The following is a 14,198-nucleotide window of genomic DNA, read 5'->3' as shown; positions in this document are numbered from 1 at the left end:
AACTATTTATCTCTTAAAATGCCTATTTTTAATATTTATACATTCCCCTTAGGGTAACGTTTTCATTTTGTTCACTTTTTATATTTGCCAATTTTAACCATTACTTCTGTTACAAATTTATCTGCATTTTTAGTTGTCCAATAATCAGTAACATATCTTTCATATGAGCTTTCTTCATAAGTGTATTTATTTTTATCCGCCCAATTACTTATTTTTTTATATGTTTCATTTATAGTTTCATGTGATCCTATATGATAACAAGATGCTACCATACATCCACCATATTCAATAGTTTCACATTCTTTACATTTTAATATAGTCTCTTGCATAATTTTCATCTTATTACACTTTCCATTCATCTTGTCTTTAAAAGAAGGAAATTTTATTATTACAGGACCTGTTATAGCATTACTTTTACTTTCTATGTAGTTGGTAAACTCTATATTAATAATAGAATCCATATAATCATACTTAAAATCTTGATCTAAGTATATCATTCTACAACTATCTATATATTTTATTGATACTTCATTAATTTCATTTTCTATAACCGTCTGTGCTTCCATTATAAGGTCATACCAATCCTTTATAGATTTAAGTTTTAAACCTATTTCACTTTCTTCTGCCTTTAACTCATCTATCTTATTTCTAAAGCTTTTTTCAAAAACTGAATAAGATGTTCCTTCAAGAAATGCTTTCATTTCTTCAAGCTTAAACCCACTTTGTTTATAGTATTTTATCATTGGTACTGATAATAAAGTCTTTTTACTATAATATCTATACCCACTTTCATCAGATACCTTATCAGGAGATAATATCCCCATTTTATCATAATATCTTAGAGCTTTTTTGGATAAATTACATAATTCCTCTACCTTCCCTATCGAATACAAGTCACTTTCTCTCATAAAACAACCTCCCCTATTTTCTCCCCAAAATCTTAGCTGTAATGAAATTCAGTAATATATTATTTGTTTATAGTTTACTTAAATTTATATTTATTTTCAATGTCTACCATTAAAAATTAGATAAATAAAAGAGAAAACCACCCAAAAATGAGTGGTTTTTAAATTACTTAATTCCTGTAAATCTATCTAGAATCTTTAATAAATCTTTATTTGTTACTTCTCTAGGATTTGTTGCAGTACAAATATCCTTCATAGCTGCATTTATTATTTCTTCCTTTACTTCACATAATAAACCTAAATCTGAGCCTTGATCTTTTAGTGTTAAAGGAATCATTAACTTCTTTTGAAGTTCAATAATACACTTAATTAAATTATTAACTCCTATATTCACTGTAGAGGCATGTAAATTCAACACTTTTGCTAATCTTTGATATTTTCTAGCAGCTATATCATACTCACTATTATAGTTGTCTATTTTTAAATTAGCATTATATTCTATAACATGAGGAAGTATTATTGCATTAATTCTTCCATGAGATATATGCAACTTTCCACCTACTGCATGAGCTAAACTATGAGTAATTCCAAGTCCAGCTGAATTAAATGCCATCCCTGCTAAACAAGATGCATTATGAATTTTTTCTCTTGCTAATAAATTATTTCCATTATCAAAAGCTTCTGGCAAAAATTTAAAGGCTAAAGAAATGGCTTTCTCTGCTAACGCATCTGAAAAATCATTTGCATCTTTAGAAACATACGCTTCTATTGCATGTGTAATTACATCCATACCAGTATCTGCTATAATAGACTTAGGTACAGATGTTACAAGGGATGGATCAAGTATTGCTACCATAGGAAGAAGTGATTTATCTGACAAAGCATATTTTAATCCTTCACTTTTATCAGTTATTACTGCATATTGAGTAGCCTCAGAACCTGTCCCACTTGTAGTTGGTATAGCAAAACATTCTTCTATTTCAAAATCAGCTCCTAAAAGCTGCTTTGAATATTCTCTTATTGCCTTAGCTGCATCAATTGAAGAACCACCACCAAGAGCTATTATAGTTCTTGCACCACAATTTTTTAATGTTTGAATTCCTGATGCAATAATTTCAACTGAAGGATCTGGAACTATATCACTAAATATAGTAACATCACAATTAACTAGTTTCTCTTGAATTTTAGAAGCCATACCTGATGATTCTATAAATTTATCACATACAATCATCACTTTTTTATCTTTTATTTTACTTAACCTATTTAAAGAACCTTCTCCAAAATAAATATTGGTGCTAACACTAAATTCTTTCATATAAATTTCTCCCTAATTTAAAGTTTGTAAAATATGAATAATTTAGCTATTCTTTAAACTCAAAACAATAATTAACCTACAAATTAATTATATCAATCAAAATAAATCTTTATTTGTTAATTATACTACAATCATTTTCATATAGCAAATACTTATATAAAGTTACTTCATAGGTAATATTATTCTTAAGTTATTTTTTTACAACAGCAATCCAAACTTCTTGTTGATTTTCTTGCATATAACATTCAATAACTGGAAGATTATCTAGTTCATACCCTGAGTTTGGAAGCCATTCGCTATAGAATTGTTTATAGACATTTTGTATTACTCCTGGTAATTCTCCATTTGCTTCGAAAACAGCCCATGTTGCTGCTGGATACGTAAATTCCTTCATCCCTTCAATTACTGGAACATACTCGCATTTTGCCGTATCAACGTAATTTGTTACAGCTATAATATACTCCATATCTTCAGATTCTCCCCATTCTCCTCCTTGTGCGATCCCCAAGAATCCTGATGGTCTATAGTTAGGAAAGTTGTCTAAAAGATTTTGCATAGTCCCATCCTTCCAAGCATCTTCCCATAACTTTGGAATCACTTCAAAAGCCTTTTCAGTTTTTAACTTTTGTGATATTCCCATTACTTTAAATTCAGGCCATTGTTCAATTTTATAATTCATATGATTTTCTCCTTTTATTGTAATTTGAAATGAGATTTTAGGACAAGATCTTAACTGTACCGTTTCATTTCTAACCTTTGATGGTAATACCCCATGAAAGTTTTTAAAAGCTCTTGTAAATGCATCTTGAGATTCGTATCCATATTTTAAAGAAATGTCAATTATTCTTTCATTATTATTTAACAACTCAAAAGCTGCCATAGTTAAGCGTCTATTTCTTATATATTCAGATAAGGGCTTATCAGCTATATATGAAAACATTCTTTGAAAATTATAAACAGAACATCCAGCAATTTTTGAAATAACTTCATAAGATATTTCCCCTGTAAGATTTTCTTCTATATAGTTTATTGACTCATTTAATTTATTTATCCAATCCATTTCCTCACCTCTCATTAAATAATATCTTTTTTATAGTAATACTACTCGACTTTTCATGCCGCATTTTGCAGACTATATTATTTGGGAAAGCAAAATAATTAATATATATAATATCATAAATTTGGAAAAACCATCTATTTACTATAGAAGAAATATATGATTCTATAAAAATATCCTTAGCTATTTGTTAGTTGTAGCTAAGGATATTTTATATTAGTTGTAAATCATAATCAGTATAAAACAAAATATGATATCTTATATTTTCTTATTACGTTGCTATTAATTATTTTACTTATTATATAATTTTAAATTATCCCCTTGATTATCAATCCAAAGATTTAAAAGTTCTTTTAAATCATCAAGTGTTTCTTTGTCTGTAGAATTTTCTTTTTTCTTAAGTTTTTCTACAATTATAAACTCAAATACATTTTCTCCATACTTATCCCAATCTTCTTGAAAATTCTTAATTCTTATTTTTCCTAAGTTCAATTTAAACTTTATTGATTCAAATGGTTTATATAAATTTTGGCATATATCTACAAATGAAAATCCATTAATTGTATTGTATACTTGAATTATTCCCATCTCAACTTCTTGCTGCTTATAATTATTTATAAGCTCTTTTCTTTTCACATTTTCCATAGTACTTTCCACCTCAACTCTATAATATTTTCCCCATACTTATCTCTCTTTAAATAGCCATAATCTACTAAATACCTTCTTATTAATGCATCATCATCATAGATTTTTTTAATTATTTTTTAACTTCTTCTTCTGTATAAAATCTATTTGGCTCAAACAAATTAGCAAATCTAGGTAATAATGCTTTTCTTTTTTCTTCTTTAACTGGAAAATATCTAATCTTATGATTTACTGACTTAGAGGAATTTTCATCAATTAATTCCATAATAGCTAAAAAAGCTCTTGCCTGCCTTGCTCTTTCCCTTAATGCAAATCTAATATTTCTTACTGTAGATTCTGAACAAGAAAGATTGTTTGCTATTTCTTTATCACTACATTTACTAGATAACATATCAAGTAACTCTTTTTGAATTTCAGTCAAACCAGTATATTTCTTATCTAACAATAGTAATCTTTCTATAGAAGTCCCATGAATTGACATGTGATTATTTATACTAATATTATTTTTACCAATATTCTTTTGACATATTAAGCATATAAATTCACCTTTCTCATTATTCCATATATATCCACGCTTAAAATCTTCTATTGTTGCATTACGCATAAGTTCTTTCATTTTTCCCTCTTATCTATTAATTTTATAGACATAATAACATTTATTTGTGTGTAAGTCAAATATTTAACTCATTAACTCTATAATTTATATTTTTTAACAAGAATTAATAATTTTATTATTTTAAACTATATTACTTTTTGATATAAATTACTCATTATTTAATTAATGAATTCACTTATAGGTTTAATGCTAGTATAATTAAATAAAAAGAACTATGGAGGAAATATAAATGAGTGATATAAAAGTAATTATTTTAGATGTAGATGGTACATTAACTAATAGTAAAAAAATAGTAACTAAAAAAACTAAAAATGCTTTAATTAAAGCACAGGAAAAAGGAGCCATACTAGTTTTGGCTTCAGGAAGACCTACATCTGGATTAATGGATTTAGCTAAAGAATTAAAAATGAATGAAAACAATGGTCTTTTAGTTGCATTTAACGGTTCTAAGGTTGTTGACTGTGAAAATAATAAAGTTTTATTTAATGAAACTATGAGCATTGAAGAGGGACAAGCTGTTCTAGAGCATATGAAAAATTTTAACGTTAAGCCTATGATAGATAAAGATGACTATATGTATGTCAACAATGTTTTTGACAATGAAATAAATTATAAGGGAGTACCTTTTAATATAATTCAATATGAAGCTCGTGGTGGTAAGTTCAAACTGTGTGAAAAAGATGATTTAGCAGCTTTTGCTGATTATCCATTAAATAAGATTTTAACTGCTGGAGAACCTGAGTATTTAAAAGCTCACTACAAAGAAATGATGGAACCATTTAAAGATACTTTGAATTGTATGTTTACAGCAGATTTCTATTTTGAATTTACTGCTAAAGGAATTGATAAAGCTAAAGCCTTAGATTCTGTGTTAATTCCTATGGGCTATAAAAAAGAAGAAATGATTGCTTTTGGAGATGGTCATAATGATGCTTCTATGGTTAAATATGCTGGTATTGGTGTAGCTATGGCTAATGCAGTAGATGATTTAAAAGCTATAGCTAATGAAGTTACTTTATCTAATGAAGAAGATGGTATTGCATATACCCTAAGTAAATATATTAAAGGTATAGATATTTAAAAACTATACCTAACTTCTTATGCATCTTACAAAAATATTTATTTTTCAGAAAAGTTAATTTTCAAATTTATATTTATAAGAATATCTATTTATATATTTCATATAAAAATCTCAGATAATTAGTATTTATCTGAGATTTTCGTATCATTCTATTTATTTAATTTATATTTGCAAATATTATAGTAGTGATCCACAATATTCACATTCTGCTCCACTAGAAGTTACCTTGTTTTGAGCTCCGCAACATTTACATGTTATAACTTTCACTTCATCTTGTGGTACACTATTATTAAATGTAGTCTCATTAATATTTTCCTTACTTGTCTTTGGTAAAACTATTTCGTTAGTACTATCATTTATATAAGCACCTTGGAAATATCCATTATTAATCATATCCTTCAAGTCTTTTTTTACAATATTTATAGGTAAGGACATAGCACTTGCAATATTATCTAAAATATATTCATTTCCATTTATAATTATAGAAATATACTTCTTATATTTTTCTGCATTACTTGATAGCTTCTTAGCAAACATAAATAATGCTACTCCTGCAATAAGGAAGAATAAAATCATTCCCACATCTTGCCCTGTGAATCCTTGACCTAAACAAGCTATTATTCCTATTCCCGCCATAAAGAAGCATAAATATGATCCATACCTTACAAGTCTACCAATAGTAAATCCAGCTTTTTTATCAATTCTAACCCTTTTATATACTAAGAATATTGCTAATGGCCAAAATACTATAATAGATATTATAATTACAGGCCAAGAATATAATGGATTTATTTTCTTATTATCATCATTATTATTCATTTATTTCCCCTCCATACATTAAAAAATTATATTGATCCCTTTTTCATACTCTTTACCTTTATATTTCTTTCTTTTATAAGAAAAGAAATTTCTTTTAAGTACTCTGGTAATTTTTCTTTATTTTCTGATATACCTTCTATCTTTTGCAGTAATGATCCTTCCATATCACATTCTGATGAAATATCACTATATTTTATATTCTCATAAATTTTGTTTAATTCTTCTTTATGTTCACTGTACTCATTATTATTCATGTAAGATTGAATTCTACTTTCGCATTCAATCATTATTCCCTCTGCTGCTAAAGTCCTATTATTGCTTTCATTTACACGATCTGCAAAATTATTTAATATAATTAAAGCTATACCCGTAATTCCCATTAGCACTATATTTATTATTATATATAAAGTTAAAAATACCATTAAGATATTAACAAATACTAAAGCTAATACTATAGTAGAAAGAAGATATAAAGATAATGCTGTAATTACGCTACTTCTTAATACGTCTTTCTTAGTCTTTGCTGTTATAAGAAAAGTCACTACTTCAGCTAAAATTATGAAAAGTAATGATAACAGTACCATAGGAACCTTAATTATATTTCTACATCCAATAAAATAAATAAGGATTGTTACAAAAAATACAATTCCTCCACTTATAAGTATACTTTTTGACCATTTATCTTCACTCATTCTATATCCCCCCTTATATTATAGTTTGTTACCACATTCATGACAGAATTTTGGTTCTCCCTCTATTTCACTACCACATTTGCCACACTTCTTAACTAATGACATTCCACATTCTGAACAGAACTTAGAATTTTTATTAAAAATATCTACACCACAGCCTGGACACTTTCTAGGAAGTGGTTCATTACATATAGGACAAATTGTTGCACCTTCTGGCATATCTCCTTTACAATTTGGACATGGATTATATCTATCACCACACTCTGGACAAAACTTAGTATTTTCAGTTAATTTTGCTCCACAAGATGAACACTTTATTTCAGTATTCTTCCCTTCTACTTTTACAATAGTATCATATCCACATTCACCACAAAATTTCGTATCTTTACTTATTTCAGCATTGCATTTTGGACATTTCTTTGTTTCAGTTTTTGTGGAAATATTACTAGTAAGTCCACTAAATTGTGATCCTACAGCTCCACCTACTCCAACACCCATTCCAAGTCCCATTCCAACCCCCATAATATTACCTTGTATTGAATTTGGATTAGTTGCTGCGCCCTCTAAAGTGTCAAAGGACCTTTCTTGTTGATAGTTAAATCCTATTATATCCATTTCAGCTTTCTTAGATAAAGCATCCTTTAATCTAATTACTGCTTTATCATCTTCTGGTACATTTATATCATTAACATAGAATGATACTAATTTAATACCATAATCATTAAGAACATCTATCATCTTTTTTTGAAGTTCTTCAGATAATTCTTCTAAATAAGCATTTATCTCTAGAATACTTATTTGCTTTTTAACTAAATAAGTAGATATAGAATCCTTTACTTTAGTTAAATATAGACCTCTAAAGTAGTTAATCATACTTTTCTTATCAAAAACAGGCATTGTTCCAACTAGCTTTACTATGAACTTTTTAGAATCTTCTATTTGTATTCCAAATTGTCCAAAGGCTCTTACTGGAACAAATATGTTGTATTTTGGATCCTGTAATTGAATAGGTGAGGCTGTCCCCCACTTTACATCTAAATCATAAACTTTATTTACATACCAAACCTCAGCAGTAAAAGGAGACCTACCACCAAAAGGTAAATTGACTAATTTATTCAAAACTGGAATATTGGATGTATCTAGTGTATGTCTACCACTTCCAAATACATCTAATGCCTTTCCACCTTTAAATAAAATTGCCTCCTGTGACTCATTTACAATTAACTGAGTCCATGTTCCTAACTCTTCATTAGGATATTTCCATGCAAATAAGTCCGTTCCTCCGTTATACTTAACGACTTCAACAATAGCCATTATTACTCACCACTTCCCCATATTTCTTTTTTTTATAAAATATTACATTATAACAATTAAATTATATTAACTTGTAATTATTTAGTCAATAAAACTTTACCTTTTATAATTATTACATAGCTCATATTACTGAGTCTTATATCATTAAAATATAAATTTGTATTTAATTTCCTTCTAGTTTATAATAAAGATGATTATATATAATGGAGGTTTTTTGTATGAATTGGAAAAAAGAGGTAAGCGTAAAGAAAATATCTCAAGATGCTGAAGATTTGTTTAGAGGAGGTTTTTTTTGTTCTGAAGCACTAATAAGTTCAATACGTTCTAACTTTGAGTTAGATATACCTGAAGAAGTAATATCAATGGCATCAGGATTTCCTGTTGGTATAGGCCGTTCTAAATGTCTATGTGGCGCAGTTTCAGGTGGGGTAATGGCATTAGGACTATTCTTCGGACGTACTAAACAAGGGGATTCTAAGGTTGAAAAGAATTTAGAGGTTGCAAAAGAATTACATGACTGGTTTAAAGAAGCTAATGGTAAAAATGCTCTTTGTTGCCGTATATTAACTAAAGGCTTTGATATGTCATCTGGCGCTCATAAAGAGCAATGTATACATTTTACGGGCATGGTTGCTGGAAAAGTTGCTGAAATAATAGTAAGAGAATTAAATTTAATTAACACAGATAATTTAGTTACAGTATAGGAGTGTGCAATATGATAAAGAAAATACCACTTCCTATTTCAGGGGTAATGCTAGGTTTTGCTGCTTTAGGTAATTTACTTCAAAGCTACTCTGAATCTATACGTTTAGTATGCGGAATTATATCCTTAATTTTAGGATTACTATTGCTATGTAAAGTTGTAATGTATCCATCCATGATAAAAGAAGATATGAAAAATCCAATTACGGCCGGTGTATCTGCAACATTTCCAATGTCCATAATGCTTTTATCTACTTATATAAAACCATTTATAGGACAAAAGGCTATTTATATTTGGTACTTAGGAATACTTCTTCATTTATCTTTAATAATATATTTTTCAATAAAATTTATATTAAAGTTTAACATAAAAAAAGTTTTTACAACATATTTCATAGTTTATGTTGGACTAGCTGTTGCAAGTGTTTCTGCTCCAGCTTTTGAAAAAACAAATATAGGAACAGCAGCATTTTGGTTCGCATTTACATTGTGTATAATATTACTTGTAGTTGTAACCTATAGATATACTAAATATAAAGAAATTCCTAACCCAGCTAAACCATTATTTTGTATATATGCAGCTCCTGTAAACCTTTGCCTTGCTGGATATATTCAATCAGTGCAAACTAAGTTATTAATATTGATAAGTTTTTTGGCTATTTTAGCATTCATAACATATATTATGGTTCTATTTAAATTACCAAGTTATTTAAAAATGTCATTTTTTCCAAGTTATTCAGCATTCACCTTTCCTTTTGTTATAAGTGGAATTGCAACAAAAATGACTATGGCTTACTTAAGTAAAATAGGATATACTATAGTGTTTCTAAAATATGTTGTTTTATTACAAACAATAGTAGCAACTATATTAGTAATATATACATTATGCAGATTTATACTTTTTTTAATTCCAGAAAAAAATGAGCATTCAGTAACTCAATAGCACTTATAAATTTATAAAAATAGCAACTTCCAAAATGAAGCTGCTATTTTTTAGTAATTTTTAATTTATTATTAATCCTAGTTAAGTTTAAGCAACTTTGTACATTTACCTAAATAGTATATACGTAAAATATGAAGGGCCCTAGTACAAGCTGTATAAAAAAGTAATCTTTCTTCCTCACAATTATAATTTTTATCGCCTGCATCATATATAAGGACTACATCAAATTCTAATCCTTTAGCTAGAAAAGATGGAATTACTAATGTATCATTTACATACTCATCCTCATCATTTAGAAGAGCATTAACATGTACCTTATCTTTAAGAAAACTATGAACATCCTGTGCTTCTTTTATAGTTTTTGTAATAATTCCAATTGATTTATATCCTTGCTCTTTATATACTTTTATATCCTTAAGTAATTGCTCTTTTATATCATTTCCATTTGAAAATCCAAAAACAACTGGTTTATCTCCACTTCTTGCTACTGATTCATAATTAATATTGTTATTTAAAATCTTTTTAGAAAAATCAGTAATTTCTATTGTAGATCTATAACTTTTTGTTAAATTGATTATACATGTATCATCTTTTGGAAATACATGTAATATATTTTCATAATTTCCAAGATTCATAAATGGGTTTATAGATTGATTTAAATCTCCAAGTATAGTAATATTGGCATTTCTAAAAAGATTATATAATATTTCATATTGTAATTGAGTATAATCTTGTGCTTCATCAATAATAACATATTTAATTTCTGAAATTTTTAAAATATCACCTAATGCTCCTTTAAGATATAAAAGCACATGTTGATCTTCATAATTAATTTTTTTGTATTTTAACATTTCTAATGTATACATCTTAACTTCTTTGATATCTTCTTTATCATACTCTGTGTTTGATATCTTTGAAAAATATTCTATATTCTCAAATAACTTTTTATAGATATCAATTATATTAAATTCTGTCATTTCATATATTTCTGAATGTATCTTTTCTATTTCATTTTTTACAATTGACTTACTTTGTTTAATAACCTCTTCATCATCAACATAGCTGCCATAATCCTTTATATCTTTAGTCACTTCCCCCATTCTACTCTTTTCATAAGGCTCTAAAAGATATAATATTCTTTCCCTTAACTTTTCAAGTCTTCTTTTTAATGGCATATTACTATAATCATTAAAAAATAACTCTTCAATTCCTTTAGCTGATATTATTAAATTATCTTTAAAAACTATATCTTTAAATTTTCTATTAGTACTTTCTAAGTAATTTACATATTCCTTTAAGATACTTATGAATTGTTTTGATGACTTAAATTTTATGCTTTTAACTCTCTCCTTATATCTATCCTCATTCTTAGAATCTAGTATATATTCCATCATCTCACAATATTCTTCCTTAATAATCTCATTTCCTAAAGCTTTATGCATATACTCTTTAAATGTAGTTTGACACATATTATCTTCACCAAGCTGTGGTAATACATCTGAAATATAGTCATTAAAAATATTATTTGGAGAAAAGATTAGTATATTTTGAGGTGATATTTTTTCTCTATGTTTGTATAATAAATAAGCAATTCTATGAAGTGCAACTGAAGTTTTTCCACTTCCTGCTGGTCCTTGCACAATCAAATTCTTATACTCTTCATTACGAATTATTTGATTTTGTTCTCTTTGAATAGTTGTTACTATAGCTTTCATCTTACTATCACTACTCTTAGCTAAAATATCCTGCAACATTTCATCATCTATCTTAATATTACTATCAAACATATACTCAAGTTTACCATTATTAATTTTGTATTGTCTTTTTAGTGTAAGATTACCATTAATAACCCCTTCAGGACATGTATATCCAGCTTTCCCAATTTCGTAATCATAAAACATACTAGATATTGGTGCTCTCCAATCATATACTAAAAAATCAAAATCATTATTAATTAAATTAGAAATTCCTATATAATATTTTTCCGGAATTTCTTTTCCTTCTTCATTAAAATCTATTCTTGCAAAATAAGGAGATAAAAGCATTTTTTCATATTTTTCTTCAAGCTTTCTTGTAAATTCATGTCTTCTTTTTTGAATTTTCATTGTAGTTATAAATTCCATGAAATCTACAATTTGATCTAATCCATTAGTTACTGAAACAGACCCTACATCTTCCCATAGTTGCTTTTGTGTTTCAAGAGTTTCTTTTCTAAATTTTTCTTTAAAATTATGCTTTTCATCAAATTGATTTTTAACCTCTTTAAGTACCTCTTGTAGCCATTGATTTTCAAAGTTCCATTCATAATTATTGCTATTCATACTACTTCACTCTCCTTAATATAAAATTATTAAAATAATTTATAAATTCTATTGACATCAATCTTTTAAAGGTGTAAAATATAATTGAGGGATTATATTTTACACCTTGTCAAAAAGTGATTTCAAATCTTATTATATCACTTCTATTTTTCATGTCAATAAATTTTAATGTTTGATTTTTTATCTATCTATTATTTTCACTTATTGTGCTCATATTTAACCTCCAAAATCTATTTCTTTTATCATATAACTTGAAACTTAAAGTATCATTTCCATCATTATTTTACTATTCAATCTTATTTATAATAATACCTTTAATTAATTTGAAAAAATATTATACTAAAATAAGTGTACAAGACTTTGATTTAATTCACAAAACTTACTAATGACATAAATACTTTAACAATTCAATAGATTAGTAATAGAAATATAAAACTAGATTGAGAGGTTTATATATGAGAAAAAAAGATATACTTGAGCTAAAAAGACGTTTAAAGAAAGATCATTGCACCTTTACTAAAATGTGTGGTTGCTATGTTAATGGAGAAAAGCATATTATATTAAAGTTTAGAGAAACTTTTCTAAACTTAGATGAAGATGAATACTTTAAATACTTAGAAATTTCCAAGAAAGTTTTATCTGGAACTATTGGTAATAATATTCTAGAGCTTAATTTTCCAACCAATGAAGATCTTATAAATGAAAAGCAAATATTCCTTATGCAGCTTAAAAATAGTCAATTAAAGGACGATATTATTCTTGATAATTTTTATGACTCAATTATAGATAATTATGATTATACAGGTAATTTTTTAATACTAATTTTTCATGATGCATACGATGTTATCACCAAAACAAAAGATAATGCTAAGATAGATGAATCAGAAGAAGTATATGAATATATTTTATGTGCAATATGCCCTGTTTCACTTTCAGAGCCTGGTCTTAGATATTTTGAAGAAGATAATAAAATAAAGGCACGTATTAGAGATTGGGTAGTTGAAGCTCCAATTAATGGTTTTGTATTTCCTGCATTTATTGATCGTAGCTCAGACGTTAATTCCATTATGTACTACACAAAAAATGCAAAGGATACACATCCTGAATTAATGGAAAATGCTTTAGGTTGTTATTCAAAGCAAACTGCTACTATACAAAAAGAAACCTTCCAATCAATTATTAAAGATACTTTTAGCTCTGATGAAAAAAATCCGAGAAAATCTTTATGGAAGTACAAGAAAACTTAAATAATATGCTTGATGAATACAATTCTATATATGATGATACAGATTCTGAACCTATAAGTCTAACCAAGTCTGACATGCAAAACCTATTGATAGAAAGTGGAATTCCAGAAGAAATTACTGCAAAAATTGAAAAATCCTATGTAGAAACATTTGGTGATGACCTTCCTTTAGTAGAAAATTTAATTGATGCAAAAGTACTTAAGGCTAATGAACAAATCAAAAAAGAAAAACAGTTGGAAAAACAAGTAGAAATACTTCAAACTAGACTTGAGCAAGTTAAAAAGGAAGTTGCAGTAGATAACGAAAATCCTGCAGCTACAGAAGATCATGATAATTTAGAAAGTACTACTGATAATATGATTTTAGATGAAGAGCCTGAATATGATGTTATTCTTCAAGTAAAACCTGAAAAAATACCTCAAATTAAATCTCAAATAATTGATGGTCAAAAATGTATAGTTATTCCTATTGATGAGGATGAGCAAACTACAGTTAATGGAATAAATAATTTAATTTAATATAAAAAGGACAGTAGTTTTAG

At 27.2% G+C, this 14,198-nt stretch carries 13 protein-coding genes and 1 pseudogene; 4 read left to right on the top strand and 10 right to left on the bottom strand.

What is annotated here, in order from left to right:
* Positions 1-71: 71 nt before the first annotated feature.
* The 6 genes from A500_RS10600 to A500_RS21305 all read right to left on the bottom strand — a co-directional run bounded on the left by A500_RS10600 (position 72) and on the right by A500_RS21305 (position 4,538).
* Complete coding sequence (locus tag A500_RS10600; RefSeq protein WP_016207584.1) at positions 72-908, bottom strand: MerR family transcriptional regulator; 837 nt, start codon at positions 906-908, stop codon at positions 72-74.
* Positions 909-1,071: 163 nt separating this feature from the next.
* Positions 1,072-2,220, bottom strand: a complete 1,149-nt coding sequence (locus tag A500_RS10595) for a 1-propanol dehydrogenase PduQ (RefSeq protein ID WP_016207583.1) — start codon at positions 2,218-2,220, stop codon at positions 1,072-1,074.
* A 190-nt stretch (positions 2,221-2,410) separates the two neighbouring features.
* A complete protein-coding gene (locus A500_RS10590) occupies positions 2,411-3,280 on the bottom strand; it encodes an AraC family transcriptional regulator (protein ID WP_016207582.1) in 870 nt (289 codons plus the stop codon).
* Between the two features lie 288 nt (positions 3,281-3,568).
* On the bottom strand, positions 3,569-3,922 hold the full coding sequence (locus A500_RS21315; protein WP_016207581.1) for a GIY-YIG nuclease family protein: 354 nt from the start codon (positions 3,920-3,922) through the stop codon (positions 3,569-3,571).
* Entirely contained in the window at positions 3,910-4,005 is a 96-nt protein-coding gene (locus A500_RS21310) for a hypothetical protein (protein ID WP_242835121.1), read from the bottom strand. The genes A500_RS21315 and A500_RS21310 overlap by 13 nt, the downstream gene beginning before the upstream one ends.
* Positions 4,006-4,034: 29 nt before the next feature.
* Positions 4,035-4,538 (bottom strand): helix-turn-helix transcriptional regulator, encoded by a 504-nt coding sequence (locus A500_RS21305; RefSeq protein WP_016207580.1) that lies wholly within the window; start codon positions 4,536-4,538, stop codon positions 4,035-4,037.
* Positions 4,539-4,767: 229 nt separating this feature from the next.
* Here A500_RS21305 and A500_RS10575 point away from each other — a divergent pair, with 229 nt between their 5' ends.
* Complete coding sequence (locus tag A500_RS10575; RefSeq protein WP_016207579.1) at positions 4,768-5,619, top strand: Cof-type HAD-IIB family hydrolase; 852 nt, start codon at positions 4,768-4,770, stop codon at positions 5,617-5,619.
* Positions 5,620-5,796: 177 nt separating this feature from the next.
* On the opposite strand, the gene A500_RS10570 is transcribed toward A500_RS10575, so the two are convergent.
* The 3 genes from A500_RS10570 to A500_RS10560 are packed head-to-tail and all read right to left on the bottom strand — an operon-like array spanning position 5,797 to position 8,444.
* On the bottom strand, positions 5,797-6,438 hold the full coding sequence (locus tag A500_RS10570) for a UbiA family prenyltransferase (protein WP_016207578.1): 642 nt from the start codon (positions 6,436-6,438) through the stop codon (positions 5,797-5,799).
* 26 nt (positions 6,439-6,464) lie between these two features.
* On the bottom strand, positions 6,465-7,130 hold the full coding sequence (locus A500_RS10565; protein WP_016207577.1) for a hypothetical protein: 666 nt from the start codon (positions 7,128-7,130) through the stop codon (positions 6,465-6,467).
* Between the two features lie 18 nt (positions 7,131-7,148).
* Entirely contained in the window at positions 7,149-8,444 is a 1,296-nt protein-coding gene (locus A500_RS10560) for an SPFH domain-containing protein (protein WP_016207576.1), read from the bottom strand.
* A 218-nt stretch (positions 8,445-8,662) separates the two neighbouring features.
* Here A500_RS10560 and A500_RS10555 point away from each other — a divergent pair, with 218 nt between their 5' ends.
* Positions 8,663-9,148, top strand: a complete 486-nt coding sequence (locus A500_RS10555; RefSeq protein WP_016207575.1) for a C-GCAxxG-C-C family protein — start codon at positions 8,663-8,665, stop codon at positions 9,146-9,148.
* A gap of 11 nt (positions 9,149-9,159) precedes the next feature.
* The gene (locus tag A500_RS10550; RefSeq protein WP_016207574.1) at positions 9,160-10,089 is read left to right on the top strand and encodes a TDT family transporter; all 930 of its coding nucleotides are present in this window, start codon (positions 9,160-9,162) and stop codon (positions 10,087-10,089) included.
* 77 nt (positions 10,090-10,166) lie between these two features.
* On the opposite strand, the gene helD is transcribed toward A500_RS10550, so the two are convergent.
* Positions 10,167-12,410 (bottom strand): RNA polymerase recycling motor HelD, encoded by a 2,244-nt coding sequence (helD, locus tag A500_RS10545; RefSeq protein ID WP_016207573.1) that lies wholly within the window; start codon positions 12,408-12,410, stop codon positions 10,167-10,169.
* 455 nt (positions 12,411-12,865) lie between these two features.
* On the opposite strand from helD, the pseudogene A500_RS10540 reads away from it, so the two are divergent.
* A pseudogene (locus A500_RS10540) lies at positions 12,866-14,175 on the top strand (DUF4317 domain-containing protein).
* The last annotated feature ends 23 nt before the right edge of the window (positions 14,176-14,198 follow it).

Source organism: Clostridium sartagoforme AAU1 (assembly GCF_000401215.1).
GTDB classification, from domain to species: domain Bacteria; phylum Bacillota; class Clostridia; order Clostridiales; family Clostridiaceae; genus Clostridium; species Clostridium sartagoforme.
Note: the sequence above shows the minus strand (reverse complement) of the source record. Positions and strands in the feature narration are given on the sequence as shown.